At 69.7% G+C, this 26,008-nt stretch carries 22 protein-coding genes; 10 read left to right on the plus strand and 12 right to left on the minus strand.

Annotated elements, in window-relative coordinates:
• The first annotated feature begins 568 nt into the window (after positions 1-568).
• Positions 569-808 carry a 3',5'-cyclic-nucleotide phosphodiesterase gene (locus AAHG09_RS21525; protein WP_342109542.1) on the plus strand — a complete coding sequence of 80 codons (240 nt, stop codon included), beginning with the start codon at positions 569-571 and terminating at the stop codon, positions 806-808.
• Positions 809-910: 102 nt separating this feature from the next.
• Complete coding sequence (locus AAHG09_RS21530; RefSeq protein ID WP_412760069.1) at positions 911-1,189, plus strand: 3',5'-cyclic-nucleotide phosphodiesterase; 279 nt, start codon at positions 911-913, stop codon at positions 1,187-1,189.
• Positions 1,190-1,210: 21 nt separating this feature from the next.
• On the opposite strand, the gene AAHG09_RS21535 is transcribed toward AAHG09_RS21530, so the two are convergent.
• On the minus strand, positions 1,211-1,504 hold the full coding sequence (locus tag AAHG09_RS21535; protein ID WP_342109543.1) for a hypothetical protein: 294 nt from the start codon (positions 1,502-1,504) through the stop codon (positions 1,211-1,213).
• A gap of 436 nt (positions 1,505-1,940) precedes the next feature.
• On the opposite strand from AAHG09_RS21535, the gene AAHG09_RS21540 reads away from it, so the two are divergent.
• Positions 1,941-2,570: a PilZ domain-containing protein gene (locus AAHG09_RS21540; RefSeq protein ID WP_342109689.1), complete on the plus strand. Its 630-nt coding sequence runs from the start codon at positions 1,941-1,943 to the stop codon at positions 2,568-2,570.
• Positions 2,571-2,640: 70 nt separating this feature from the next.
• Here AAHG09_RS21540 and AAHG09_RS21545 read toward each other — a convergent pair whose 3' ends face one another.
• From AAHG09_RS21545 to AAHG09_RS21560, 4 genes are all read right to left on the minus strand, one after another.
• Entirely contained in the window at positions 2,641-3,645 is a 1,005-nt protein-coding gene (locus AAHG09_RS21545) for a cation diffusion facilitator family transporter (RefSeq protein WP_342109690.1), read from the minus strand.
• 286 nt (positions 3,646-3,931) lie between these two features.
• Positions 3,932-4,510 (minus strand): hypothetical protein, encoded by a 579-nt coding sequence (locus AAHG09_RS21550; protein ID WP_342109544.1) that lies wholly within the window; start codon positions 4,508-4,510, stop codon positions 3,932-3,934.
• A 246-nt stretch (positions 4,511-4,756) separates the two neighbouring features.
• Positions 4,757-6,109 (minus strand): sigma-54-dependent transcriptional regulator, encoded by a 1,353-nt coding sequence (locus AAHG09_RS21555; RefSeq protein WP_342109545.1) that lies wholly within the window; start codon positions 6,107-6,109, stop codon positions 4,757-4,759.
• Positions 6,106-7,992, minus strand: coding sequence for an ATP-binding protein (locus AAHG09_RS21560; protein WP_342109546.1), 1,887 nt, complete (start codon positions 7,990-7,992; stop codon positions 6,106-6,108). Before AAHG09_RS21560 ends, AAHG09_RS21555 begins: the two co-directional genes overlap by 4 nt.
• A 295-nt stretch (positions 7,993-8,287) precedes the next feature.
• Here AAHG09_RS21560 and AAHG09_RS21565 point away from each other — a divergent pair, with 295 nt between their 5' ends.
• Complete coding sequence (locus AAHG09_RS21565; protein ID WP_342109547.1) at positions 8,288-9,631, plus strand: dicarboxylate/amino acid:cation symporter; 1,344 nt, start codon at positions 8,288-8,290, stop codon at positions 9,629-9,631.
• A gap of 313 nt (positions 9,632-9,944) precedes the next feature.
• Here the strand turns inward: AAHG09_RS21565 and AAHG09_RS21570 are convergent, their stop codons facing one another.
• Positions 9,945-11,642, minus strand: a complete 1,698-nt coding sequence (locus tag AAHG09_RS21570) for a dihydroxy-acid dehydratase (protein ID WP_342109548.1) — start codon at positions 11,640-11,642, stop codon at positions 9,945-9,947.
• Positions 11,643-11,915: 273 nt separating this feature from the next.
• Here AAHG09_RS21570 and AAHG09_RS21575 point away from each other — a divergent pair, with 273 nt between their 5' ends.
• Both AAHG09_RS21575 and AAHG09_RS21580 read left to right on the plus strand, forming a co-directional pair.
• Entirely contained in the window at positions 11,916-12,134 is a 219-nt protein-coding gene (locus AAHG09_RS21575) for a hypothetical protein (protein WP_342109549.1), read from the plus strand.
• Positions 12,135-12,331: 197 nt separating this feature from the next.
• The gene (locus AAHG09_RS21580; protein ID WP_342109550.1) at positions 12,332-12,712 is read left to right on the plus strand and encodes a VOC family protein; all 381 of its coding nucleotides are present in this window, start codon (positions 12,332-12,334) and stop codon (positions 12,710-12,712) included.
• Positions 12,713-13,092: 380 nt separating this feature from the next.
• Here the strand turns inward: AAHG09_RS21580 and AAHG09_RS21585 are convergent, their stop codons facing one another.
• The 3 genes from AAHG09_RS21585 to AAHG09_RS21595 form a co-directional block, all read right to left on the minus strand.
• Positions 13,093-13,383, minus strand: coding sequence for a hypothetical protein (locus AAHG09_RS21585; RefSeq protein ID WP_342109551.1), 291 nt, complete (start codon positions 13,381-13,383; stop codon positions 13,093-13,095).
• 466 nt (positions 13,384-13,849) lie between these two features.
• Complete coding sequence (locus AAHG09_RS21590) at positions 13,850-14,449, minus strand: cytochrome b (protein ID WP_342109552.1); 600 nt, start codon at positions 14,447-14,449, stop codon at positions 13,850-13,852.
• A complete protein-coding gene (locus AAHG09_RS21595; RefSeq protein ID WP_342109691.1) occupies positions 14,446-15,594 on the minus strand; it encodes an acyl-CoA dehydrogenase family protein in 1,149 nt (382 codons plus the stop codon). The genes AAHG09_RS21590 and AAHG09_RS21595 overlap by 4 nt, the downstream gene beginning before the upstream one ends.
• Before the next feature lie 252 nt (positions 15,595-15,846).
• Between AAHG09_RS21595 and AAHG09_RS21600 the strand changes: the two genes are divergently transcribed.
• Together AAHG09_RS21600 and AAHG09_RS21605 are read left to right on the plus strand one after the other, a co-directional pair.
• Positions 15,847-17,535 carry a thiamine pyrophosphate-binding protein gene (locus AAHG09_RS21600; protein WP_342109553.1) on the plus strand — a complete coding sequence of 563 codons (1,689 nt, stop codon included), beginning with the start codon at positions 15,847-15,849 and terminating at the stop codon, positions 17,533-17,535.
• A 79-nt stretch (positions 17,536-17,614) separates the two neighbouring features.
• Entirely contained in the window at positions 17,615-17,869 is a 255-nt protein-coding gene (locus AAHG09_RS21605; protein ID WP_342109554.1) for a type II toxin-antitoxin system prevent-host-death family antitoxin, read from the plus strand.
• Between the two features lie 604 nt (positions 17,870-18,473).
• Here AAHG09_RS21605 and AAHG09_RS21610 read toward each other — a convergent pair.
• A complete protein-coding gene (locus AAHG09_RS21610; protein WP_342109555.1) occupies positions 18,474-18,725 on the minus strand; it encodes a hypothetical protein in 252 nt (83 codons plus the stop codon).
• Positions 18,726-18,844: 119 nt separating this feature from the next.
• Positions 18,845-20,173, minus strand: a complete 1,329-nt coding sequence (locus AAHG09_RS21615) for an Nramp family divalent metal transporter (RefSeq protein ID WP_342109556.1) — start codon at positions 20,171-20,173, stop codon at positions 18,845-18,847.
• A 158-nt stretch (positions 20,174-20,331) separates the two neighbouring features.
• Between AAHG09_RS21615 and mntR the strand changes: the two genes are divergently transcribed.
• Positions 20,332-20,793 (plus strand): manganese-binding transcriptional regulator MntR, encoded by a 462-nt coding sequence (gene mntR / locus AAHG09_RS21620; RefSeq protein WP_342109557.1) that lies wholly within the window; start codon positions 20,332-20,334, stop codon positions 20,791-20,793.
• 546 nt (positions 20,794-21,339) lie between these two features.
• Here the strand turns inward: mntR and AAHG09_RS21625 are convergent.
• On the minus strand, positions 21,340-22,524 hold the full coding sequence (locus AAHG09_RS21625) for a zinc-binding metallopeptidase family protein (RefSeq protein ID WP_342109558.1): 1,185 nt from the start codon (positions 22,522-22,524) through the stop codon (positions 21,340-21,342).
• A 192-nt stretch (positions 22,525-22,716) separates the two neighbouring features.
• Here AAHG09_RS21625 and AAHG09_RS21630 point away from each other — a divergent pair, with 192 nt between their 5' ends.
• Positions 22,717-25,995: a transglutaminase family protein gene (locus AAHG09_RS21630; RefSeq protein ID WP_342109559.1), complete on the plus strand. Its 3,279-nt coding sequence runs from the start codon at positions 22,717-22,719 to the stop codon at positions 25,993-25,995.
• Positions 25,996-26,008 lie beyond the last annotated feature (13 nt).

Consider the following 26,008-nt stretch of genomic DNA (forward strand, 5'->3'; position numbering starts at 1 on the left):
GCGATCTGGCGTGAGCGGACTTTGGCAACATCACCGCGCCGACGCGCCCGAACAAAACCCCGCTTCCGGTTGCCCGCGCCCTGGGCCTATGCTCTCTGCCACGCCGCATGATGGCCAAAGTCGAGCTTAGTCGCTGGTGTGACAAAGAAGTAGCTGCCGTGCTGGGCAACTGAAAGCGCTCGTCCGCGGACGCGTTGCACGCCCTCGAACGCGATGCCCTGGGGCTGCGCCTGCGCCCCTGTCCTGAGCGCTGTTCCGACAGGGCCGGTCAACCTTTAAGATGTCCTTGCCCGCGCAGTCATGCCCATCAAACCTGTGTTCGAGGGCTTGGTCGGGGACAGGGCGCGGTTCGGTGGGCGACCGGCTTTTCGCGCAGGTCGGCAGCACGGGGTCACGCGTCGGCTTCACGGTGCTTCTGACGGTGCTGGCAGCCTGCTGGCTCGTGCGATCAACCGGCCCGGACTGCATCTGTGAGGATGCCGATGCGCGAGGATTCAGCGGCGGGATGGATACAACCGGCGTCGAGATTGTTAGGGCCTGGACAAATTGCTCCGGTCAGAGACCAAGAATGCGCAGCCTCATCCTCGCCCTCAGCCTCATCGCTGTCGCCGCGCCCGCCTCCGCGCAGGCTCCGAACCGCGGCAACGCGGACCTGCAGACCAATTGTGCGGGCGATGCCCTGCAGTTCTGCGCCGGCATCGATCCGAACAGCCCGCAGATGGATGCCTGCTTCAAGAAGAATATGAGCCGGATGACGCCGAATTGCCGACGCGCCATCGATGCCTACAAGAAGGCCGGCGGTCAGTAGCCGGTCGATCGTTCGGTCACAGCCCGCCTGTCGCGGAGCAAGGCGAGCCTCTGCCCCGTGAGCGGCAGGGATCGATAGCCGGGCCGAACCATCCGCGCGTCAATGAACACCTTCGACAAGGTATCCAAAATGCGAAGCCTCATCCTCGCCATCGGCCTCATCGCCGTAGCCGCCCCTGCCCTTGCAGCCCCCGATGCGGCGGCCTCGAAGCGGGGCAACAAAGACCTGAAGACCTACTGTTCCGGCGACGCGGTCACGTTCTGCAGCGGCGATGATCCCGACAGCCCGGAGATGGAGGCCTGCTTCAAGAAGAATATGGACAAGATTTCCGAGAACTGCCGGCGCGCGATCGCGGCCTACAAGGGCGGGACAGGCAAGTAAGAAGGTCTGCGCGGAGCCCGTTCAGTCGCGTCGCGCCTCGGTGCTCGCGCGCTCGACCACTGCCCGCAAGGCTGCGCTGCCCTCCATCGCGAACCAAGCGCGCAACAGGCTGGTGGTTTCAGGCGTGTCGTCCGGTCGCTCCCGGTACAAATCCGCGGAGCGGGCCAGTTCACGCTCCACGAACATGTCCAGGTAGGCAGCGCCTCTGGTCCTCGCGAGTTCGGCGAGCGCATCCTCGAGGACGCGCTGCATCATCTCGCCCACCATGGCTGAGACGTAGACCGCCTCTGCGCTGCCCTGTTCGGGTTCTTCCAACCACGCCTCCTATTCGCTCTGCGACCCCGTCCTAAGCTTGACCGGACGCCTGATGCAACGCCGGCTTCAAAAGCCGCAGGGGGAGATGCGGAGCCGCCAGGCAGCATCCAGAGCCACGTCTCCTGCTGGGGACGCATCGGAGCAGCGTCAAGCGCCCCGGCGAGGTGACCTCTGGCCCGATCCGCCTACAAGATGATTGTCTTTCCGTCGGTGCGCGCGAGGACGATAGCCCGATACTGGCACAAACATACTATGGACTTAGGTCAGTCGAAGATCTGGAATTATGAATGCACTCCACGGAGGCGGACTTACGGCTCATAAGTTCATCTTCGATTAAATATTCAACTTCAGCTTATACCTTGGGTTGCGGTCACACGGGCCGTGAGCAACGTGTGTCGTCGGGCAGCCCCAAGATCGAACGATACGGCGCTTGACGATGCCCAACATGAGCATGGGGAGGGTACAATCCGAATCGCGAGCGCGCGCCCCTTCGCCTGAACAAGATCCCGCCCCAACGTGCGAGCCGATTGCCGGCCGAGTCCTCCTCGCCAACGGCGACGAGCTGTCCTGCACCGCGCTGATGCGCTCGCCGTTGCAGGGCGACATTCGCGTGCAGTCCAAAGTCTTGCCCGGCGAGATCGTGATCTGCGCCCTCGACAACATCGGCATCCTCGTCGGAAAGATCACCGCGGTGTCGGTCGCCAGCTTCAGCGTGGCCTTCATGGTCAAGGAAGGCCGACGCGAGAAGATCGCCACGCGCCTCAAATGGCACGAAGCCGAGCGCAAGCTGGCGAACCAGTTGGAACGGGCACCCCGGATCGTGCCGCTGCACCGCACCGTCGAGGTGCGGCTCGGGGAGCGGATCGTGCTCGGCGGCACGATCCGCGACATCTCGCTGTCCGGAGCAGCCATCGATCTGAACGGGGCCGAGCCACCGTTCGTCGGGTCGCGGGTGCGCGTGGGTCGCCGTTTCGCGACCGTCATGCGCCTCATCGAGACCGGTATCGCCGTTCAGTTTCTTGAACCGTTCCCGTCGCACCTCTTCGATGACCGCGTCCGCCCATGACCCCGGACGCGCGGCCCATCGGGTCCCCGCGCCGCGCGGGGGGCTCCGGCGAGGGCTGCGACCGGCGCCGTCACGATCCGGCCCCGAACCCCGTACTCGCCCGCGATGCCTTCTCCGGGCGGATGTAGATCTCGGCCAGCTCGGGCGCCTCATCGCGCAAGCGCCGCTCCAGGGCTTCGATCAGTTCCTCCCCCTCGCGCATCGTCACGGTGTCCCGGAAGTCGGCACTGATGGCGGTGAACACCGCGTCGGGTGCGATGTGAACCGAACGGATGTGGTTCACCCTCAGGATCGCGTCGTCGGCCTCAAGCACGCGTGTCATCCGCGCGATCAACGCGTCGTCGGCCGGTTCACCGATGAGCAGCCCCTTGGCTTCCCGCGCCAGCAGCGCGGCCACGACCGCCAGCAAGCCCCCGATCACGAGGGACGCGATGCCGTCGATGCGAGGCTCATGCAGCACCTCGCTGAGGTAGACGCCGAGCGCGGCGATGACGAGACCGATGAGGGCGGCCGAGTCTTCGAACACCACGGCCAGCGTCGAGGGATCCTTGGATGCGCGCACCGCCTCCCACCAGCCGCGCTCCCCCTTGCTGGCGGCCATCTTGCGGATGCCGATCACCCAGGAGGTCCCCTCGAACAGTAATGCAAGGCCGAGCACGGCGTAGTTGACCAAGGGGTCGCCCGCCGGCTCCGGCTGCACGATGTGCGAATAGCCCTCGTACAGCGCGAGGCCCGCGCCGACCGCGAAGATCATCAGGGCGACGACGAAGCTCCAGAAGTAGAGTTCGCGGCCGTAGCCGAACGGGTGGGACTTATCGGGCGCGCGCTTGGAGCGGTGCTCGCCGTAGAGGAGGAGAATCTCGTTGGTGCTGTCCACCGCCGAGTGGAACCCCTCCGAGAGCATCGACGACGAGCCGGTGAAGGCGGCCGCACCGAACTTCGCGGCGGCGATGGCGAGGTTGGCGGCGAGCGCGCCCCAAACGGCGATGTTGGATCCACCGCCGCTTGCCTCTCGATCTCGCTTCAAGGTCGCTCTCCCGGGTAAACGCGCACGGCAGGCGGACCGCACGCGCATCAACCCGCTCGACGAAGACTCGCTCCGGGGCCGCTGCTTGAGGCGCGGACGTCCGGCGTTCAGCAGGATCTGGTCGTTTGCAGCGCGTCTGCTGCCGCGTTCGCGACATGGGAACGTCGAACCGCGTGCCGTTCCGATTGATCGGGCCCCACGCGGTGGTCCAAGGTCGACGTCAGTGCAGGGTCACAGAGATCGAGTCCGTCGATGACGGCCGCGATCACCGCCCACAGGTCGTTGGGAGCGCCCGGACCCGAACAACCCGCGCAAACGGATTTTGCCCCAGTCTCTAAGCGTGGGGGCCCTCCCCGCGATGCCGGGCCGCGAGCTTCTCAAGACGTTCGATGATCACATCGTGCAATCGGCTCGCGAGATCGTTCATCCTGTCGATCACGTCGTTCAGCTCAGTCAGATTGACCTCGCGTTTGTTGAACGCGCCCCTGGATGAGGGGTTGGGCGGTTCCAGGAAGATGCGTCCCGTCTCGTGGGTCCACCAGATTCCATCGGCATAGTCGTTGCGGCTTGTGCTGATGGTTGCGAAATTATCGATGATGAAGTCCCAAGTCGCACCCCTATTTTGATTGACCTGGGCCTCTTCCAGCAATGAGCGCATGATTTCGATGCGATCTTGTTGTTTCGTAATGCTGTAGAAAATCTGTCGCACCGGCGCGTCGTAGCCGCCGATCAGCTCGGACATGATCTCGCTCATGCTCCGCTCGAGCAGGGGGAAAAACGTGACGATCCGGCCGATGGCCAAGAGGAAATCGTCGTTTGCGAGCCCCGAGTCGAAGCGGCCCTCTGGTGTGTGGCCCACCAGCTTCGGCAGGCGCCCAAACCGGGTCGGAGGCTTGCTGGGCGGTGTGTTCATGGGGGCGGGACGCGCTGCAACCGGACGAGGCAGTCAGTCACCATCGTTGTCCCGACGTGCAGGCGAAATTACGTCCGCGCCGTCGCAAAAGAGAGCCGCCCCCGATACGGCGACGGCGCCGTCCGCCCCCCGCGAAGGCCGTGCAAGGCCGCGGGCCGGAAAGATCGGCCTGCATTCCGCGGGTCCGATGTCAGAATGCGCAAATCAGCCCGTCGCTTTTCGGATCCGGCCACGCGGAGCATACAGTCATCGGTAATCGGCCGGATTGAGCCGGTGCCGGGTCATCTTGTCGTAGAGTGTCTTGCGCGGCAGGCCGAGGGCTTCGGCCACGGCGCGCACGTCACCGCCCGCGACGCGCAGCTCGTCCCGGATCAGCCGGCGCTCGAAGCCGTCCACCTGTTCGGTGAGGGTGCCGGCGGGCGCGGCCTCGGGGGCGGCCTGGGGCAGCGCCACGAGACCCAGGGCGCAGCGCTCGGCGAAATGACCGAGCTCGCGGACATTGCCGGGCCAGGCGTGGTCGCGCAGGTGATCGCGGATCGCGGCGGTGATCGGCGGCACCGGCTTTTCGAAGCGCGCGGCCGCCCGGCGCAGGAAGTGCTGGAACAGCAGCAGCACGTCGTCGCCCCGGTCGGACAGGCGCGGGATCGCCACCGTGACGACGTTGAGGCGGTGGTAGAGATCGTCCCGGAACGTGCCCTGCGCCGCCGCCTGCCCGAGATCGACCTTGGTGGCGGCCACGACCCGCATGTCCACCGGCCGCACCTCGTTGGTGCCCAGCGGCTCCACGGTGCGCTCCTGCAGCACCCGCAGGAGCTTGACCTGAAGCGGCAGCGGCATGCTCTCGATCTCGTCGAGGAACAGGGTGCCCCCGTGGGCGTGCTCGATGCGGCCGACCCGCCGCTTGACCGCCCCGGTGAAGGCGCCGGCCTCGTGCCCGAACAGCTCGCTCTCCACGACGCTGTCGGGCAGGGCGCCGCAATTCATCGCCACGAAGTTGCGCCCGGCGCGCCGGCTCCAGCGGTGCAGGGCGCCCGCCACCACCTCCTTGCCGGACCCGGTCTCGCCGAAGATCAGCACGTCGACATCGGCCCGCGCAACCTCGCGCACCAGGGCGCGCAGGCGCACCATCGCGGGGGAATCGCCCAGGAAGGCCGGGTCCTCCTCCACCGCCGCGTCGAGGCGGGCGCGCAGGGCCCGGTTCTCCATCACGAGGCGCCGCCGCTCCAGCGCCCGGCGCACCGAGGCGACGAGGGCTTCGGCGGGATAGGGCTTGGCCAGGAAGTCGTAGGCGCCCCCCTGCATGGCGGCCACTGCCATGCGGATGTCGCCGTGACCGGTGATCAGGATCACCGGCAGGTCCGGATCGACCCGGCGCAGCCGCGCCAGCAGGCCGACCCCGTCGAGGCCGGGCAGGCGCACGTCGCTGACCACGACGCCGGGTGGCGCCGCCAGGATCGCCGCAAGCGCCGGCTCGGCCGCCGGGAAGGCCTCCACGGCGAAGCCCTCGAGCTCCAGGCTCTGGCCGTTGGCCCGGCGCACCTCGGCCTCGTCGTCGATGAACACGACGCGCCCGAGCGCGCCGTCCGCGTCTGCGCTCATTGCACTGCCCCCGCACGCGTCCCCGCACGCGCCCCCGCCGCCCGATCGGAGGCCGCCGCCCGGAGCAGCGCCATCCGGAAGACCGCGCCATCCCCCGGGGCGTCCACCAGGGTCAGGTTCCCGCCGCAATCCTCCACGATCCCGCGGGCGATGGCGAGGCCGAGCCCGAGGCCGTCGTCCTTGCTGGTGAAGAACGCGTCGAACACCTGACCGCGCTCCGCCGCGGGGATCCCGGGGCCGGTATCGGCCACCTCGACGGCCACGCGCTCGGCGCCCTCGGAGCCGATGCGCAGGCGCACGCGGGCGTCCGGGCGGCCCGCCACCGCGTCGAGGGCGTTCTGGAGCAGGTTGACCAGAACCTGCTCCAGCCGCGGCCCATCCCCCAGGACCCGCAGGTCCGGATCGGGCGCGTCGGCCTCCAGGGGCACGCCCAGGGCGGCGGCCCGGGCGCGGACCAGCTCCAGGGCGTTGTCCAGCACCGCGCCGAGGGGGACCGGCTCCCGCCGCGGGGAGGCGCGCCGGGCGAACCCCTTGAGCTGGCGGGTGAGGCCGGCGATGCGGTCGGTCAGCCGGCCGATGGCGGCGGCGTTCTCGGCGGCGTCCGCGCTCCGGCCGCGCCGGACCAGGATGGCGGTGTTGTCGGCGTAGGAGCGGATCGCCGCGAGCGGCTGGTTGATCTCGTGCGCCATGCTGGCGGCGAACTGGCCGAGGGCCGCCAGACGGCCGGCCTGGGCCAGCTCCCGTCCCAGGCGCTCGCGCTCGGCCTCGGCGCGCTGTCGCTCCTCCATCTCGGCACGCAGCTGCCCGTTGGCCTCGCGCAGGGCGCGGGTCCGCTCGGCGACGCGGCTCTCCAGCTCCGCCCGGCGCGCGGCCGCCTCCGCCAGCCGCGCCCGCGTCCGCCGGCCCCGGTCGACCGCGGCGGCCGCCCCGACGCCCGCCAGCGCCGTGGCCAGGGCGGCGATGATCCAGGCCTGCAGCCGCTCCCGCTCCACCGCGGTCCCGAGCGGGGTGAGGGCGTGCAGCTGCCAGTCGGTCCCCGGCACCGGGGCCGTCGTGGCGACCGCGGTCCAGGCCGGCAGCGCCCCCCGGCCGACGCGGACGAGATCGGCCCGGTCGGTGGCATGCAGGGGCAGCCGCGCCAGGGGCGCGGCACCGAATTCCTGCCCGGCCTCGATCCGGGCGCGCTCGGCCGCGTCGATCGGGCCGAGGCTCCCGAACCGCCAGCCGGGCTCGCTCGTCACGAGGACGATGCCGCGGGCATCGGTGACGAAGGTGACCTCCTGCGCCGCCCGCCACGCCGCCTCGACGGCGTCGAACTCGACCTTGACCACCACGACTCCGGCCGCCGCACCGATGCGCCGGGCGAGGTAGAGCCCGGGCCGGCCGCTGACGGTCCCGAGGGCGAATTGCGAGCCGGCGCCCCCGGCGAGCGCCTGCCGGAAATACGGCCGGAACGCATAGTCGCGTCCGACGAAGCTCCGGGCCCCGCCGGCATTGCTGGCCGCGACCGTCACCCCGTCGGCGCCGATCACATAGATCACCGCCGCACCGGTGGCCGCCGCCACCTCGGACAGACGCCGGTCGACGCGGTCCAGAAGGTCGCGCCCGGCGCCCGGCGCGACCGCGGCGGCGACCTCCGGGTCGGCGGCGAGCGCCAGGGGCAGGGAGGCCTGCTTCTGCATCTCGGCGCGCAGCAGGCCGACCTGGAGGCCGATCGCCGAGCGGGCGCCGCGCCGCAGGTCCGCGAGCGCCCAGCGCTCCGCCATGCGTCCGGCGAGCCAGGCCGCGCCGATGACGGCGCCCACGCAGGCCAGGAGGACGAGGCCGCGGACCGGCAGGAGGCGGGCCGCCCGCCCCCGGCCGGGTTCGGAAGCCCCGATCACCGGCTGCTCGCCCGCGCGGAAAACCGGACCGCTCCGGCCCCGCGGGGGCGGATTTCCGCACGGCGGACCCCGCGGCGATCCGAACGCTTCATCGAAAAGATGTTGAAAAACAAGGTCTTGATAAAAATCGTCGTGCGCCTTCCGCATGGCATGGCGGTTGCCATTCCCGGAATGAAACACAGCCCTGCGCGCGAAGCAAAGCTGTGAGCCGGAAGGCCAAGACCAAGTGCGGACGCTGCCGGATTGCGCCGGCGCCAGCCGCCCCGATCGCACCTGACCCTAGGGAGAACGACCCGTGGTTGCCGTACCATCCCCCCTCACCGCCCCTCATCCGCCCGCCAAGCCGAAGCCGATCTACCGGACCCTGTATTTCCAGGTCCTGGTCGCCGTCGCGATCGGCATCCTGCTCGGACACGTCTATCCGCAGCTCGGCGCCGAGATGAAGCCGCTCGGTGACGCGTTCATCAAGCTCGTCAAGATGATCATCGCCCCGGTGATCTTCCTCACCGTAGTCTCCGGCATCGCCGGGATGACCAATCTCGAGAAGGTCGGCCGGGTCGGCGGCAAGGCGCTGATCTACTTCCTGACGTTCTCGACGCTGGCGCTGATCGTCGGCCTCATCGTGGCCAACGTGCTCCAGCCGGGCAACGGCCTGCACATCGACCCGAAATCCCTCGATCCGAAGGCGATCGCCACCTACGCCGGCAAGGCGAAGGAGCAGAGCATCGTCGACTTCCTGATGAACATCATTCCCAGCACGGCGGTGGGCGCCTTCGCGGGCGGCGAGATCCTGCAGGTGCTGTTCTTCTCGGTGCTGTTCGGCTTCGGCCTCGCCTTCCTGGGGGACCGCGGCAAGCCGGTGCTCGACATCATCAAGGTCCTGTCCGAGGCGATCTTCGGCGTCGTCAACATCATCATGAAGGTCGCCCCGATCGGCGCCTTCGGCGCGATGGCGTTCACGATCGGCAAGTACGGCATCAGCTCGCTCGCCAACCTCGCCTACCTCGTCGGCGCCTTCTACCTGACCTCGGCGATCTTCGTGCTGGTCGTGCTCGGCGCGGTCGCCCGCTACAACGGCTTCTCGATCATCAAGCTCATCCGCTACATCAAGGAGGAGCTGCTGCTCGTGCTCGGCACCTCCTCGTCGGAATCGGCGCTGCCCTCGCTGCTCGAGAAGATGGAGCGGGCCGGCTGCTCGAAGCCGGTGGTCGGCCTCGTGGTGCCCACGGGCTACTCGTTCAACCTCGACGGCACCAACATCTACATGACCATGGCGGCCCTGTTCATCGCCCAGGCGACCGACACGCCGCTCAGCCTCGGCGAGCAGGCGCTGCTGCTCCTCGTCGCCATGCTGTCGTCGAAGGGCGCGGCGGGGGTGACGGGCTCCGGCTTCATCACCCTGGCGGCGACGCTGGCGGTGGTGCCCTCCGTGCCGGTGGTCGGCATGGCGCTGATCCTAGGCGTCGACCGATTCATGTCCGAGTGCCGGGCGCTGACCAACTTCATCGGCAACGCGGTGGCCTGCATCGTGGTGGCGCGCTGGGAGAACGAGGTCGACGAGGCCAAGCTCGCCGCCGCCCTCGCCGGACGGAGCACGCCCGAGGCCGCCCCGGCGGCCGTGCTGCAGCCGGCCGAGTGACCGACACCGCAGTCGGTCGCGTCGCGCGACCGACTGCGCGCGGCGCAAGCCCACGGGCCGCCGCTGGACCGATGGCGGTCGCGGGATCCGCGCGGGTCTCGAGCGGCCCGCGGGCGTACCGGGACGCCGTGCGACGGGTGCCCCCGGAGATCCGCCTGAACCCGGGTGTCGGCGGCGAGATCGGGTTCGGCTTCCGGCCTGCCGCCGGCCCCTGTGACGGCGCCGGCGAAGTCGCGCAGCCGGTCGGCGGTGGAGCCGGGCGGGGGCATGGATCGCCCCCTTCAGTCGCGCCCGGACAGGACGGCCCGGTCCGTCAGCCCTCGGCCTTGGCGAGGAAGTCGAAGTCGCAGCCCTCCGGGGCCTGCGTGACGCTGCGCCGGTAAAGCGCCTTGTAGCCCCGGGCCGGGACCGGCGGCGGCCGGTGGTCGGCGAGCCGGCGGGCGATCTCGTCCTGCGCGACCAGGAGATCGACGCGCTTGTCCTTGATCGACAGGCGGATGCGGTCGCCGTCGCGCACCGCCGCCAGCGGCCCGCCGACAGCGGCCTCGGGCGCCACGTGCAGGACGATCGACCCGAAGGCCGTGCCCGACATCCGCGCGTCGGAGATGCGCACCATGTCCTTCACCCCCGCCTGCGCCAGCTTCTTGGGGATCGGCAGGTAGCCCGCCTCCGGCATGCCGGCCGCGTGCGGGCCGGCATTCTGCAGGACGAGGATGTCGCCGGGCGCCACGTCGAGCGCGGGATCGTCGATGCGGGCCGAGAGGTCCTCCAGGCCGGTGAACACCACCGCCCGGCCCTCCGACTCGAACAGGTCGGGCGTCGCCGCCGCGCGCTTGAAGATCGCCCCGTCGGGCGCGAGGCTGCCCGACAGGGCCACGAGGCCGCCGACCGGCGACACGGGATCCGCCGCGGTGCGGATGATCGCGCGGTCGACCCAGCCCTCCGGCTCGTCCAGGCGCTCGGCGAGCGTCCGGCCCTCCACGTCCACCGTGTCGAGGTGGAGGAGCGGGCGCAATTCGCGCAGCAGCGCGCCCATGCCGCCGGCGGCGTGGAAATCCTCCATGTAGCCCTGGCCCACGGGCTTCAGGTCGACCAGCACCGGCGTCTCGTCGGAGATCTCATTGAAGCGCTCGGGCGGGATCCGGATGCCGAGCCGCCCGGCGATGGCGGTGAGGTGCACGATGGCGTTGGTCGAGCCCGACACCGCCATCAGCACGCGGATCGCGTTCTCGACCGACTTTCCTGTGATCACCTGCGAGGGCCGGATCCGCGTCTCGATCAGCCGCACCGCCGCGCGGCCGGTCTCCTCGGCGGCCACCAGCCGGTCGGAATGCACCGCCGGGATCGCCGCGGTGCCCGGCAGCGACATGCCGAGCGCCTCCGCGATGCACGCCATGGTCGAGGCCGTGCCCATCACCGCGCAGGTGCCGGCCGTGACGGAGAGCCGGCCCTCGACCTCGGCGATCTCCTCGGCGTCGACGGTGCCGGCCCGGTACTTGGCCCAGAAGCCCCGGCAATCCGTGCAGGCGCCGAGCCGCTGGCCCCTATGGCGGCCGGTCGACATCGGGCCGGTGACGAGCTGGATCGCCGGCAGGTCGGCCGACGCCGCGCCCATGAGCTGGGCCGGCACGGTCTTGTCGCAGCCGCCGATCAGGACGACCGCGTCCATCGGCTGGGCGCCGATCATCTCCTCGGTGTCCATGGCCATCAGGTTGCGGTACATCATGCTGGTCGGGTTGAGGAAAACCTCGCCGAGCGACACGGTCGGGAACGGCCGCGGCAGGGCCCCGGCCGCCAGCACGCCGCGGGAGACCGCCTCCACCAGCTCGGGCATGCCCCGGTGGCAGTTGTTGAAGCCCGACGGCGTCATGGCGATGCCGACCACCGGCTTGTTCAGGAGGCCGACCGAGATGCCCATGGAGCGCGCGAAGGAGCGGCGCAGGTAGCGGGCGAAGTCGCGGTCGCCGTAGTTGGTCAGGCCGCGGTCGAGCCCAAGCGGTTCGTCGGTCATGGTCGTCTCCTCGCGAGGGCGGTCCGGGTCTCCCCGGCCGCCCGGTCTGTCTCAGCGGTCGCCGGGCTCCCGGCGACGCGCCCCGTGCTTCGGTGCCGGGCGTGCCGCCATCCCGGTGGCCGTCGCCGCCCGGTCTCACGCGATCCCGGACAGCGTATCGGCCGACGGATACGCGGCCCCGATCGGACTCATCGATTCAGGGGATGCGGTGACCCATCCCTGAACATAGCCTTCCCTCCGGCGCTTCAACCGCGCCGTCCGGGAGGACACCCTATGGCCTCTGTCACGCTCCCCGCGCTCCGGCGCAACCTTCTGGTACTCGCACTCGCGTTCGCCGCCGCCTCGCTGGCGTTCGGCACCGTCATGCTGACGTCCCCGCCCACCAGCGAGGCGGCGGTCGCAACCCTGACGGATGACGGCGTCATTCCGCTCGCCACGAACTGCGAGGTCCTGCCGGTCGGCGATGCCGACAGCTGCATCGTCTACAGGTGAACGCGTCGGGCCCGGCCGTCGGACCGGCCGGGCCTCCCCCGTCATCGGGGCGCCGATCACGCCGGCAGGCCCGTCCGTGTGGCCGGCATCTCCGACCGCGACAGCGCGGCGGAAGTCTTCTGAGAGGCTCTGAATCGCAGGTTGATCCTCCCGTCTTCGCGGCTACCTGAGGCAACTCCAAAAGGAGGAGATTGCCCGTGTTCAGCCACATGATGGTCGGCACCAACGACATGGCCCGGTCGAAGGCCTTCTACGATGCCCTGTTCGCCGCGATGGGCGGCCGCCCCGGCAAGGAAGATCCGTTGGGCCGCGTGGTCTACATGCATGGCGGCGCGATCTTCCTCATCAGCAAGCCGCTGGATGGACAGACCGCGACGGCGGGGAATGGCAGCACCATCGGCTTCAACGTCGCGTCGCCGGACGAGGCGGACGCGTGGCACAAGGCCGGAACGGCCCATGGCGGGACCGCGATCGAGGATCCGCCGGGTGAGCGCAACGGACCGGCCGGCCGCCTGTACCTCGCCTATCTGCGCGATCCGGACGGCAACAAGCTCTGCGCCCTGCACCGGCTCGGCTGAGCGGTCGGGGAGGGTCGCGCGCCAGCGCCCCCTCCCCTGCTCGCATCGTCTCCGTGCCGGTCTCGCGCGCCAGCCCGGCCGCGGCCGACGGGGCGCCCCTGGCCGGGGGGCGACAGGCCTCACGGCCCAGCCTTTTTAAGGTGTTTGGCCGAGCGTGCATCGCGGGCACCGCGCGCCCTTTCCCGGACAGGTGGAGCGTCAGCGGAACCTGATCCGGGATCCAGCATAAGAAGTGCCGCGCCCGCGGCACAGGTCGATCCCGATCGACGCTGCGCGACGTCGTGCGCTGGGTCCCGGGTCGCATTCCGCTGACGCTGCATGCGCCCGGGAAAAGGGTTATGCATCCGATCAGACCGCCAAACACCTTAAAAGGGCTGGCCTCACGGCCTTTCAAACGCGTCTCCGCAAAGAATTCTGGTCGACTCGGCGAGAAAAACGCTGTGCCTGATCGCTGCCGGGCCGGAATTCGGCGTCTGACGGGCGGCGTTGGCAATGAGGGATTTGAATTTCGTGCGGTTGAGCCCAAACCAGCCGGTGCTGGCCGTGAGTGCCGACACGACGATTCTCAACGCTTCGACCTTCTCGGATTCTTCCTCGGCCTGCTTCTTGAGCGCTTGCTCACGCCTCTTTGCTGATTCCAATATAATATAGATGTGATTCCATGTGTCCACGATTATACCACGACGTAGGACATAACGACCGGCGGTCCTCGAAACGGCTGAGACTGTTATCTGACTGCGCGGTCGCTCGACTGCCGCCGCCATCCGAGACCCGGACGTTCTCGTTCTTCGGAAGAGCGTCTTGCGGCGAAAACGCGACCCGTGCGAAGAATGGCAGTAACCGGGTGATGTCCTCAAGCCCAAATCCGGCCGCGTAGAGTTCGGTCCCCGAAAATCCGATCTTACAAACACTGTGTGCTGCGCAGCGTCTCCAGAAGCCGCGGATCACATGTCCTCCGACGCCCCGCGCGTCGGCCCCGATGAGATCGCCGGCGCGGCTGTCATTCTTCGGCAGACCACGCGCCCAAAAGCTTTCGGTCTTGCCGGGACGGGAGGCGGGACTTCATGGGGCGCGGGGGGGCTTCGGGGGCGGCCGCAGACCGGCCCGGACAGCCGCATGGCGGCGCTGCGGGTGCCTTCAGGAACGCCCGGTCATCCGCGCCAGCACGTCGTCCTTCCAGAGCGCCCGGTGCAGCACCGCCATGGCGACGTGGCCGATCAGGATCGCCAGCAGCAGGAAGGCCAGCCAGTGGTGGAGCAGGTCGCCCGGGGCCACCATCCAGTCGATCTTGCTGTCCCGGCCCGGCATGAGCGGGATGCCGTAGGGCGTGAACGGCTTGCCCGACCCGTACTGGCGCAGCAGCGCGAGGCCCGGGACGACGACCATCAGGGTGTAGATCACGGCATGGCCCGTCACCGCGGCGCGGCCGAGGCGACCCGGATGCGGTGGGCGGCGCGGGAGGTTGGCGAGGCCCCAGGCACCGCGCAGCAGCGCCAGCGCGAACAGGGTCGCCCCCAGGGTGAAGTGGCTGCCGCCCACGAAGCGCGTCACCGCCGTGTCGCCCAGACCGACATAGAGCAGCGCCCCCGCGAACTGCCACGCGAACAGGGCCGCCATCAGCCAGTGGAAGAGGCGGCTGACGCGGCCATAGCGTTGCGGTGCGTCGCGCCAGACGGCCTGCGCCGGTGCGGGGGAGCCTGCGCGCGCGGTCGCGACCCCGCTCACGACTTCGCTCATGGGGCGCCCTCGTCCCACAGGTCGGCCACCCCCTCCCCGGCCGCCAAAATCTCCTCCGCCGCGCCGGTGAGCGCCCGATCGGGTCCCGGCTGGCGCAGGTAGGTGGCGAGGTCGCGCGCGCGCTGCTCCAACGGGTGCCCGCGCAGGAAGCCCGGGAGGCCGACGGAGCGCTGGGCGAGCTGCAGCACGTCGAGCCCGGCCTTCTCCACCGCAAGCCGGGCGAGGTTGACGAAGGCGACGACGCGCGCGGCCGGCAGCGTCCCGCCGGTGGCCAGGGCGGCCGCCCGGGTCACCCAGTGCCGCGCCCCCTCGACCGCGATGGCCCCCTCCCCGAGGCGCGCGAGCTGGTGGGGATCGGCCCCCCGGCCGAGGCGGACGAGATGGGCCCGCCACGCGTCGAACACCGCCTCGATGCCGCCGAGCTGTACCGCCAGGAACCGCCACGCGCCCCCCGAGAAGGCCGGCTGGCGGAAATAGTCGTCCGGCCCGCCGAGGATGTCGTCGTCGGAGAGGGCGATCCCGCCGAAATCGAGGGTGCCGGTGGCCGAGGCCCGCATGCCCTGCGCCCGCCACGCCGAGAGATCGGCCCGGCTGCCCGGCTCCAGCGGCACCACCAGCATGAGGGTCCCGCCACCGCGCGGACACCCGGCCGTGACCAGGGCCCGGGTCACGAAGCCCGCCCCCGAGGCGAAGGATTTCGCGCCGCTCAGGGACAGCCCGTCCCCCGCCGCCGCCAGGGCGAGGCCCGCCCCGGCCGGCTCGGTGTTCCAGACGCCGAACAGGTGGCCCGCCCGGGCATCGGCGAACAGGCGCGCGCGCTGGCCGGCCTCGCCATACTGGGCGATGAGCTGGAGGGCGTTGACGTGACCCTCGTAGAGCCGCCCGAGGGCGAGGCTGCCGGAGCCGACGAGGCGCAGCACCTCGGCCAGCGCCCCGGCGCCGGGCTCCGCGCCGAGACCCGCCCCGCCCTCCGCGACCGGCACCGGCGCGGCGAGCAGGCCCAGCCGGGCGAGGTCGGCGATGTCCTCGCCGGGGAACCCGTCGTCGCGATCCTGGGCGCCGGCGCGCCGCGCCGCCGACAGGGACACCGCACGCGCGGCCGCTTCGGCGTCGCGGCTCAGATCGGGCGGCGTCCGCTGGTCCATGGTGTCCTTCCGACGGATGACGTCGCGCGGCAGGGGCTTCCGGCCGCTCTGCCGGCCAACCCCGCCGGCCGGCAGGATATCCCCGTTCACGGGTTCGTGAGGCGTTGCAACACGTGACCGAGAGCGGCGCAAGCAGACCAAGGGCCGCGCCTCCCACGGCCTGCGGGGCCGGTCTGCCCCCGGGCGGATGCTCGGTCTTGCCCCGGAGTGCCCATGGTCTAGCCTCCCGTCCGATTCTACCGGAGGCCGGGCATGTCGATCGAACGGGTGGACGCGGCGGGCCGTCGCCGGGGCGCCGACCTCCTGGTGGAGGTGCTGCGCTCGGAGGGCGTGCGCTACATCTTCGGCAATCCCGGCACCACCGAATTGCCGCTCATCGACGCGCTCACCGAGGCGCCCGACATCGCCTACATCCTCGCCCTGCAGGAGGCGACCGCCGTGGCGATGGCGGACGGCTACGCGCAGGGCGCGCGGCGGCCCGCCTTCCTCAACCTGCACACGGCGGGCGGCCTCGGCCACGCCATGGGCGGGCTGGTGAATTCCCAGGTCTCGGGCACGCCGCTCGTGGTCACGGCCGGGCAGCAGGATCTCCGCCACGCGCTGACCGACCCGCTGCTGATGGGCGACCTCGTGGCCATCGCCGACCCGGTGATGAAATGGGCCCGCGAGGTGACGAGCCCCGACCAGATCCCGATCCTGCTGCGCCGCGCCTTTCACGATGCGGGGGCCGCCCCCTCCGGCCCGGTCTTCCTGTCGCTCCCCATGGACGTGATGGAGGCGATGACCGCCGTGCCGGCCGGCGAGACCTCGACCATCGACCAGCGGGCGGTGGCGGGTTCCCTCGACCGGCTGGCCCAAGAACTCGCCGCGATCGCGCCGGGCCGCCTCGCCCTGATCGCGGGCGACGAGATCGACGCCTCGGACGCGTCCGCGCAGATGGTGGCGCTGGCCGACCTCCTGGCGGCGCCGGTCTACGGCTCGTCCTGGCCGGCCCATATCCCCTTCCCCACCGCGCACCCGCTCTGGGCCGGCAACCTGCCGACCCGGGCCGATGCCATCGCGGAGATCCTCGGGCGCTACGATGCGGTGTTCGCCCTCGGCGGCAAGTCGCTGATCACCGTGCTCTACTCGGAGGTCTCGGCGGTGCCGCCGGGGGTGCAGGTGTTCCAGCTCTCGGCCGACGTGCGCGACCTCGGGCGGACCTACGCCACCAGCCTGTCGACGGTGGGCGACATCCGCGCCTCGCTGGATGCCCTGCTGCCGCTGCTCGCCCCCCGCCTCGCCGACCGGGCCGATGCCTTCGCTGCCTTGCGCGCCCAGGCCGTGACCGCCCGGGTCGAGCGCCGGGCGAAGCTCGCCGCCGCCGCGGATGCGGCCTTCGCGGATCCGGTGATCGCGCCGCTGGTGGCCGCCCGGGAGGTCGCCCGCGCGGTCGGGGCCGAGACCACCATCGTGGACGAGGCGCCCGCGACGCTCACCCACCTGCGCACCTTCCTCGACAGCCCCTCGGCGCATCAATACGCGGCGATGCGCGGCGGCGTGCTCGGCTGGGGCATGCCGGCGGCGGTCGGCTTCTCCCTGGGCCTCGACCGGGCGCCGGTGGTCTGCGTGGTCGGCGACGGCGCCGCGATGTACTCGCCGCAGGCCCTCTGGACCGCCGCGCATGAAAAACTGCCGGTCACCTTCGTGGTGATCAACAACGCCGAGTACAACATCCTCAAGACCTTCATGAAGGGTCAGGCGCACTACGCCTCGGTGCGCGCCAACCGCTTCATCGCCATGGACCTCACCGATCCGCGGATCGATTTTTTGGCGCTCGCCGCCTCGATGGGCGTGCCGGCCCGGCGGGTAACCGCCGCCGCCGACATCGCCCCGGCGATCGAGGCGGGGATCCGGTCGGGGGGCGCCAATCTGGTGGAGGTGGTGGTGCGGGCGACGTGAGCGGCGGCGCCGCTCGAGACCGTTTGACAGGCCCGGTCACGCCACCGATGTCTGGATGTCGCGATCGGCGAGGCGCAGCATGACCGAATCGACCTTTACCAGCCGCGAATTCAATCGCGAGCCCGGCCGCATCAGGCGGGCGGCGGCCGAGGGACCCGTGATCATCACCGAGGGCGGTAAGCCGATCATGGCGGTTCTGCCCTATGGTGCCTACGCACGTATGAAGGCGGTGCCCGGCACCATCCTCGACGCGCTCGACATGGAGGGCGTCGGCGATATCGAGATTGATTTCGAGCTGCCTCTAAGTGTCCTGCACTTGGCAATCTCGAAATGAACGCTGGATGAGATGCTGTATCATCGTTGGAAATTGTGCGTGCAACGCGCTTTTTTGACATGTTTTTCGTCAAAATGATGACAATTTCGTGCTTTGGCGTGTTGAATTGTCTAACGTGGATGTGATATCGATCCTTGCCATAGGCGGGATTTACTCTAAGTGAACTTTGTAATGTGTTGTCAGAGTCATGGGGCGGATTGCAGATAAATTTGAACCGAGATTATTTTTGTATAGGAAAGGCACAAAACCTGACCTAGCCATAGAATTTGCACGATACCTTTGTGGAGGTGGATCTGTATTTCACATTGTAGCGCACACGCCTGATCAATGTGACGATTTATATGTTATCCTGGTTGATGGAAAATTTGTAGTCAGATTTGAAATTGCAATTACAGGGACACCACGTCGGTGCACAAATGCGCAATTCAAGTCTGTATCTGAATGCAGGAAAATGATCGATCAAGGTAAGACAAGAATCGTTCTTGACCGAGCCGTGAAAGAGTCAAAGAGAATTTTGGATGAATTGATTGCTGAGGGAAGATTTAGTTGATAAGTTGAGATTGTTTATTGAATGTTTGTATCTTTCTTTTTCGAAGCTGCTCATTCAGGCTTGAGCGAACGAATGGTCGACGATCGAGAGGATCTCTGGCTGACTGTCGTCGGATTGTCGCCGCCAAAGCACGCGCTTGCTTCCAAGGCGGGATACGAACCGGCCATCGCTGATTGGCTTTGTCGTTCCCGGCTGTTCGATCTCAGTGCTTGAGAACAGGCGCTTCAACGCTGCCTTTTCGGCATTCGCCAGTAACGCGAGCTGTGTGGCCGCCGGATAGCTGACTTTGAATTTGCTCACGCTCATGATGTGGCCTTCATAGCACGGACGTAGATCTTCCGCGAGGCTCACGCTTGCGGGCCGACGCCGGCGTTCGACTGATGATCGCCGGCCCCCATGGCCGTGACGATGCCGGAAAACCGGACTCACCCCAATCCCGGCACCGGCACCCCGAACGCCGCCGCCAGCAGCACCGCGTTGAGCGCGAGCACCACTGCGGCCCCCGCCACGGCCGCCGCCTGGGTGAGCGGCCCGTTGGCGAAGGGCCCCATCACGCTCCGGCGGCGGGTGAACACCACCAGCGCCACCATCGGCACCGGCAGGGCGAGCGACAGCACCACCTGCGACAGGACCAGCGCCCGGGTCGGGTCGATGCCGATCGCCACCACCACGAAGGCCGGCAGCATGGTCGCGAGCCGGCGCACGAGGAGCGGGATCCGCCAGCCGGTGAAGCCCTGCATCACCATCTGGCCGGCGAGCGTCCCCACCACCGAGGAGGAGATCCCGGAGGCGAGGAGCGACACCAGGAAGGCCGCCCCCGCGGCGGGCCCGAGCAGCGGCGTCAGGGTCCGGTAGGCCTCGCCGATCTCGGCGACCTCGCTGTGGCCGAGATGAAAGGCCGCCGCCGCCATGATCACCATCGCCATGTTGACGAGGCCCGCCAGCATCAGGGCCACCACCACCTCGCGGTTGGAGTAGCGCACCAGCAGGCGCCGGTCGGCCTCGCTGCGCGGGTTGCCCCGCCCCTGGGTCAGGCCCGAATGCAGGAACAGCGCGTGCGGCATCACGGTGGCGCCGATGATGCCCACCGCGATGGTCAGCGCCTCCGCGTCCGGGATTCTTGGGGTGACGAGGCCCTTCGCGGCCTCGCCCCAGGCCACCGGGGCCACCAGCAGCTCGACCGCGTAGCAGAGGCCGATCGTGCCGACCATGACGCCGATGGCGATCTCCAGCGGCCGGAAGCCTTCGTGCTCCAGGAGCAGGAACGCGTAGGTGACCACCGCGGTGACCGCCATGCCGGCCATCAGCGGCATGCCGGTGAGCAGGGACAGGCCGATGGCGCCCCCTAAGAACTCCGCGAGATCGGTCGCCATGGCGGCGACCTCGCTGATCCCCCACAGGGCGAGGCGCACCGGGCGGGTCGTGGCGTCCCGGCAATGCTCGGCGAGGTTCTTCCCCGTGACGATCCCGAGCTTGGCCGAGAGCGCCTGGAACAGCATCGCGGTGAGGTTGGCGAGCAGCACCACCCAGAGGAGGGCGTAGCCGTAGCGGGCGCCGGCCTGGATGTTGGTCGCGAAGTTGCCGGGGTCCATGTAGGCGATCGAGGCCGTCACGGCCGGCCCCACGAACAGCAGGAACCGGCCGCGGCCGCCCCGGCGCCCGTCGAGGACGTCGCGGATCGCGCCCTCAGTCCGCCGGCTCATCGCCCCCGGCGCGGCGCGAACCGGGGCGGTCGCGGCGTTCGGCGCCACCATGCTCAGACCCTCTCCTCAAAAATATAGCGCAGGCTATATTCAGGGCTTCGGCCGTCGGATTCAAGGGGGTTCGTATCGCGTATGCGGGACTCCCCTGCCGGTGCGGGTTTTTGCTAGACAGGCGCGGGGCGGCGCGTGCGTGCCGAGAGGGAGAGCCCATGCAGGAACCGTCCGAGCAGGGCGCGCCCGAGACCGCGCTGGTCGATCCCGAGCGCCACGTGGAGAGTTTTCGCCAAGCCCGCGAGGCGCGGCGCTCGGAACTCGTCGAGGATTACGTCGAGCTGATCGACGACCTGATCGGCGATGGCGGCGAGGCGCGGCAGGTGGACATCGCGGCCCGCCTCGGCGTGGCGCAGCCGACCGTCGCCAAGATGCTCAAGCGCCTGTGCGAGGACGGCTTCGTCCAGCAGCGGCCCTATCGCGGCGTGTTCCTGACCGAGGCCGGCCGGCGGCTCGCCGCCCAGGCGCGGGAGCGCCACCGGATCGTCGAGCGCTTCCTCTGCGCGCTGGGGGTGAGCCCCGAGACCGCCCGCCGGGACGCCGAGGGGATCGAGCACCATGTCAGCGCCGAGACGCTGGAGGCGTTCCGCACCTTCGTGGAGCGGCATGGGGGAACGTGAGGGGCGACGGGACGCGTTGCGTGCGGGGAAGACAGGGCTATCGTGTGCGCCACGGGTGTCCAGCTTCCGACAATGTCGGTGTCGCCCAATGGGGCTGACTCGAACGAGCCGGTTCGCGAGCTCGATCGCGTCCGGGTCCTGCGGGCGGCGACGTGCTCCTCTCCCGAACGGGCGACGATGGTCACACTTCTTCATCGGACAGGTGTGAAGGGCTCCGCGCATCTCCCTCCCCCCTCTGCGGGGGAGGGTGGCCCCTGCGTCAGCAGGGGTCGGGTCGGAACGAAGTTCCGCAAGGGGGGAACCCGGGTTCAGGAAAAGGCGTGACCTTCAGGAGGAGCAGCACTCCATTCTGCACCGTCGCTCCCCTCTCCCGACCCCCTCCGGGGGCCTCCCTCCCCCGCAGAGGGGGGAGGGAGGGCGCAGCGGCCTTCGACGAGCGGGAACGGCTCTCGAATCTCAAGATCTCCGAAGCCGAAGGAGCGCTCGTATCGGCGGATGGACTGTCTCGCGCGCACAGACGGCCTGTCGGAGCTGCCCGCCCCACCCTCACCCCGTCGCCGCCGCCACCTTCTGGCGCAACCCCATGATCACCGCCCGCAGCATCTCGGCCCCCGCCTCGCCGGCATCCGGCAGGGAGCCGGTGCGCGAGGCGTAGATCCGCTCGTGCACGAAGGCGAGCTTGGCGATCACCGTGGGCGTCAGCTTGAACGGGTAGAGCGCCGGCTGGCCCATGCTGTGGGACAGCGAGTTGATCGCGTAGGTCAGCGGCAGCCACGCGGCGATCAGCCGGTCGAGGTCGAGGGTGTTGTAGGGATCGAAATCGATCACGGTGGGCGCCTGGGTCCCGTGGCGCAGGCGCGGACGCACGTGCAGCTCGAAGGTCGAGGCGGTCTCCACCGTGTCGACGATGTGCAGGTAATGCGCGAAGGTCTCGGCGAAATCCTCCCACGGATGGGCCGTGGCGTAGGCCGAGACGTAGGATTCATCCCAGTCGGCCGGCGCTCCGCGCGCGTAATGGTCCTGCAGGGCCTGGACGTAGTTCGCGCGCTCGTCGCCGAACAGCGCCCGGAAGGGCTCCCAGGTGGGGCTGTTCAGCACCAGCAGATACCAGAAGTAATGCCCGATCTCGTGCCGGAAGTGGCCGAGCAGGGTGCGGTAATGCTCGCCGAACAGGATCCGGCGCCGCTCCCGCTCGACATCGTCGGCCTCGGCGATGTTCATGGTGATCAGGCCGTTGATGTGCCCGGTCAGCACCGGCGGCCCGCCGGCGAAGCTCTCGCTCGGGTCGACCAGGAAGTCGAAGGCCAGCCCGTCCGTGTACTGGGCGCGGGTGGCGAGCGGCAGTTCCAGGCGCAGCAGCGAGTAGAACAGCCGGCGCTTGGCCGCCTCGATCTGGCGCCAGCGGGTGAGGTTCCAGCTCCGCGACAGGTCCGGCACCACCCGGTTGTGGCGGCAGGCGGTGCAGAAGATGTCCGGGCTGTCCTCCGGCACCAGCCAGTTGCAGGCCTCCGAGAGGGCGTTGTTGCACAGGCGGTAGCGCCCGCCGGGATCCGCGTAGGCGTGGAACACCTGCGCGCCGCCCATCAGCGGGTGCGCCGACAGCCCCTGCGGCTCCAGGGCCGAGACCTCGTGGACGGCACAGACGTAGCCCAGCCGCCGGGCGCAGCTCTCGCAGGCGGTCGCCTCGAAGGTGACCGGCTGGTCGCAGGCCTGGCACTGGAAGATCTTCATCGGGCCGTCCCGGGCCGGCATCCGGCCCACTCGCCGGTCAAGCGGAGCGGCGTGGCAAAGTTCCTGCCAGAAACTCGAGGCCGCCGCACGGAAATTGCTTGTCGGTCGGTCTGTAGCGCATAACGGCGCGGTGGGGTCCGGCGCCCGGGACCGGCATCGAGAACCGCGTTCGATCCTTTCGACGGAGCCATCGTGTCGATCAAAGCCGCCCTGCACCACGTCACTCATTACCGCTACGACCGGCCGATCAGCCTGGGTCCCCAGGTGATCCGCCTGCGCCCGGCCCCGCACGCGCGCACCAAGATCCCGGCCTACGCGCTGACCGTGACGCCCGCCAACCACTTCCTGAACTGGCAGCAGGATCCGAGCGGCAACTGGCTCGCCCGCCTCGTCTTCCCGGAGAAGACCGACGAATTGAAGATCGAGGTCGATCTCACCGCCGACATGGCGGTGATCAACCCGTTCGACTTCTTCGTCGAGGACTACGCCCAGACCCACCCCTTCGCGTACGACCCGGACCTCGCCGAGGAACTCGCCCCCTACCGCACCCCCGTCGATGCGGAGTGCCCCGAGATGGAGGCATTGCTCGCCCGGCTGCCCGCGGAGCCCAACACCGTCCAGTTCCTGGTGGCGCTGAACGCCCAGATCGCCCGGGAGACGGCCTACGGCGTCCGCATGGAGCCCGGCGTCCAGACGCCCGCCGAGACCCTGCGGCTCAAGAGCGGGTCGTGCCGGGATTCCGCGTGGCTGCTCGTGCAGGTGCTGCGCCGGATCGGCTTCGCGGCCCGGTTCGTCTCCGGCTACCTGATCCAGCTCGTGCCCGACACCACCGCGGTCGACGGCCCGACTGGGGCGTCCGCCGACTTTACGGATCTGCACGCCTGGGCCGAGGTCTACCTGCCGGGCGCCGGCTGGGTCGGCATGGATGCGACCTCGGGGCTGCTGACCGGCGAGGGCCATATCCCGCTGGCCGCGACGCCGCATTACCGTTCGGCCGCGCCGATCTCGGGGGCGATGGAGCCGGCCAAGACCGAGTTCGACTTCCGGATGGCGATCACCCGGGTCGCCGAGACGCCGCGGATCACCAAGCCGTTCTCGGAGGCGATCTGGGCCGACATGGACGCGCTGGGCGAGCGGGTCGATGCCGACCTCGCGGCGCAGGACGTGCGCCTGACCATGGGCGGAGAACCGACCTTCGTGTCGGTGGACGATTTCGAATCGCCCGAATGGAACATCGCCGCGGTCGGCCCGACCAAGCGCAGCCGCGCCGACCAGCTGATCCGGCGCCTGCGCGACCGGTTCGGGCCGGGCGGCCTGCTGCATTACGGCCAGGGCAAGTGGTATCCCGGCGAGAGCCTGCCCCGCTGGGCCTTCGCGCTCTACTGGCGCAAGGACGGCAAGCCGATCTGGCGGAACCCGGACCTGATCGCCCCCGAGGTGATCGCCGGCGAGGAAGGCCAGGCCACCATCGCGCAGGCCAAGGCGCTGGCCGACGGGGTCGCCCGCCGCCTGCACCTCGCCGACTACGTCTTCCCGGCCTTCGAGGACGGCGAGCTCTGGGAGAAGAAGGTCGCGGCGCTGCCGGTCAACGTCGCGCCCGCCGCCGCGCGCTCCGGCTCGGTGGAGTTCGACGCCCGGATCAAGCGGGTCTACGCGCGAGGCCTCGGGGAGGCCGCGGGCTACGTCCTGCCGCTCGCGAGCCTGCCGACCGGCCAGGACGGCGATGCCGACCGGGTCTGGATCTCGGAACGTTGGGAGTTCCGGCGCGGCGCCGCCTTCCTGGTGCCGGGGGACTCGCCGGTGGGCTTCCGCCTGCCCCTGTCGTCCCTGCCCTACGTGCCCCCGGAGCACTACCCCTACTACCAGCCGCAGGACCCGCTGGAGCCCCGCGCCGCCCTGCCGGACGGCCATCCCGGCGAGACGACCGCCAACGGCGCCGGCATCACCGGCGTCGCGGTGCGCACGGCCCTGTCGATCGAGCCCCGGGACGGGGTGGTGCGGGTGTTCATGCCGCCGGTGCAGCGCGCCGACGAGTATCTCGAACTCGCCGGCTACCTCGAAGCGGCGGCCGCGGAGCTGAACCTGCCGATCCAGATCGAGGGCTACGAACCGCCCTACGATCCGCGCATCGGCGTGATCAAGGTGACGCCCGATCCCGGCGTGATCGAGGTGAACGTCCATCCCGCCGCCTCCTGGCGGGAGGCGGTGGCGATCACCACCGACCTCTACGCCGAGGCCCGCCAGACCCGGCTGGGCGCGGAAAAGTTCATGGTCGACGGGCGCCATACCGGCACCGGCGGCGGCAACCACGTGGTCATGGGCGGCGTCACGCCGGACGATTCCCCGTTCCTGCGCCGGCCCGACCTGCTGAAGAGCCTCGTGCTCTACTGGCAGCGCCACCCGGCCCTCTCGTACCTGTTCTCCGGCCTCTACATCGGGCCGACAAGCCAGGCGCCGCGCATGGACGAGGCGCGCCATGACGGGCTCTACGAATTGGAGATTGCGCTGGCACAGGTGCCGGCCCCCGACGCGCCCAACATCCCGCGCTGGCTGGTCGACCGGATCTTCCGCAACATCCTCGTGGACGTCACCGGCAACACCCACCGGTCCGAGATCTGCATCGACAAGCTCTATTCGCCGGACGGGCCGACCGGGCGCCTCGGGCTCTTGGAATTCCGCGCCTTCGAGATGCCGCCGGACGCGCGGATGAGCCTCGCCCAGCAATTGCTGCTGCGGGCCCTCGTGGCCTGGCTCTGGCGCGAGCCGCAGACCGGCGGCTGTGTCCGCTGGGGCACGAACCTCCACGATCGGTTCATGCTCCCGCATTTCCTCTGGTCCGACTTCCTCTCGGTGCTGGAGGATCTGCGGGCGGCGGGCTACGCTTTCGACCCGGTCGCCTTCGAGGCGCAGGCCCTGTTCCGGTTCCCCGTGTTCGGCACGATCGAGCAGGGCGGGGTCCGGATGGAGCTGCGCCAGGCGCTGGAGCCCTGGCACGTGATGGGCGAGGAAGGGACCAGCGGGGGCACCGTGCGCTTCGTCGACAGCTCGGTCGAGCGGTTGCAGGTCAAGGTCGAGGGCTTCGTGCCCGAGCGGCACGTCATCGCGTGCAACGGCCGGCGCCTGCCCATGACCTCCACCGGCCGCGGCGGCGAGGCCGTGGCGGGGCTGCGCTTCAAGGCGTGGCAGCCGGCCTCCTCGCTGCACCCGACCATCCCCGCCCACGCGCCGCTGACCTTCGACATCCTCGATGCCTGGAGCGGGCGCTCCCTCGGCGGCTGCCGCTACCACGTCGCCCATCCGGGCGGCCGCAACTACGAGACCCACCCGGTCAACGCCTACGAGGCGGAGGGGCGGCGCCTCGCCCGGTTCCAGCCGCACGGCCACACCCCGGGCCGGATCGCGATGCCCCGGCCGGAATCGAGCGCGGAATTCCCCCTGACCCTCGACCTGCGCACGCCGGCCCCGCAATGACCGGGGGACCGTG

Origin of the sequence: Methylobacterium guangdongense (assembly GCF_038442355.1) — a bacterium.
GTDB classification, from domain to species: domain Bacteria; phylum Pseudomonadota; class Alphaproteobacteria; order Rhizobiales; family Beijerinckiaceae; genus Methylobacterium; species Methylobacterium guangdongense.

Excerpts from the sequence above, each read along its gene's own strand:
- AAHG09_RS21540 (WP_342109689.1), top strand. The coding sequence starts at position 1,941 with ATGCCCAACATGAGCATGGGGAGGGTACAATCCGAATCGCGAGCGCGC.
- mntR (WP_342109557.1), top strand. The coding sequence starts at position 20,332 with ATGCAGGAACCGTCCGAGCAGGGCGCGCCCGAGACCGCGCTGGTCGAT.
- AAHG09_RS21600 (WP_342109553.1), top strand. The coding sequence starts at position 15,847 with ATGTCGATCGAACGGGTGGACGCGGCGGGCCGTCGCCGGGGCGCCGAC.
- AAHG09_RS21575 (WP_342109549.1), top strand. The coding sequence starts at position 11,916 with ATGGCCTCTGTCACGCTCCCCGCGCTCCGGCGCAACCTTCTGGTACTC.
- AAHG09_RS21550 (WP_342109544.1), bottom strand. The coding sequence starts at position 4,510 with ATGAACACACCGCCCAGCAAGCCTCCGACCCGGTTTGGGCGCCTGCCG.
- AAHG09_RS21570 (WP_342109548.1), bottom strand. The coding sequence starts at position 11,642 with ATGACCGACGAACCGCTTGGGCTCGACCGCGGCCTGACCAACTACGGC.
- AAHG09_RS21595 (WP_342109691.1), bottom strand. The coding sequence starts at position 15,594 with ATGGACCAGCGGACGCCGCCCGATCTGAGCCGCGACGCCGAAGCGGCC.
- AAHG09_RS21605 (WP_342109554.1), top strand. The coding sequence starts at position 17,615 with ATGACCGAATCGACCTTTACCAGCCGCGAATTCAATCGCGAGCCCGGC.
- AAHG09_RS21625 (WP_342109558.1), bottom strand. The coding sequence starts at position 22,524 with ATGAAGATCTTCCAGTGCCAGGCCTGCGACCAGCCGGTCACCTTCGAG.
- AAHG09_RS21530 (WP_412760069.1), top strand. The coding sequence starts at position 911 with ATGAACACCTTCGACAAGGTATCCAAAATGCGAAGCCTCATCCTCGCC.
- AAHG09_RS21615 (WP_342109556.1), bottom strand. The coding sequence starts at position 20,173 with ATGGTGGCGCCGAACGCCGCGACCGCCCCGGTTCGCGCCGCGCCGGGG.
- AAHG09_RS21590 (WP_342109552.1), bottom strand. The coding sequence starts at position 14,449 with ATGAGCGAAGTCGTGAGCGGGGTCGCGACCGCGCGCGCAGGCTCCCCC.
- AAHG09_RS21555 (WP_342109545.1), bottom strand. The coding sequence starts at position 6,109 with ATGAGCGCAGACGCGGACGGCGCGCTCGGGCGCGTCGTGTTCATCGAC.
- AAHG09_RS21545 (WP_342109690.1), bottom strand. The coding sequence starts at position 3,645 with ATGCGCGTGCGGTCCGCCTGCCGTGCGCGTTTACCCGGGAGAGCGACC.
- AAHG09_RS21610 (WP_342109555.1), bottom strand. The coding sequence starts at position 18,725 with ATGAGCGTGAGCAAATTCAAAGTCAGCTATCCGGCGGCCACACAGCTC.
- AAHG09_RS21525 (WP_342109542.1), top strand. The coding sequence starts at position 569 with ATGCGCAGCCTCATCCTCGCCCTCAGCCTCATCGCTGTCGCCGCGCCC.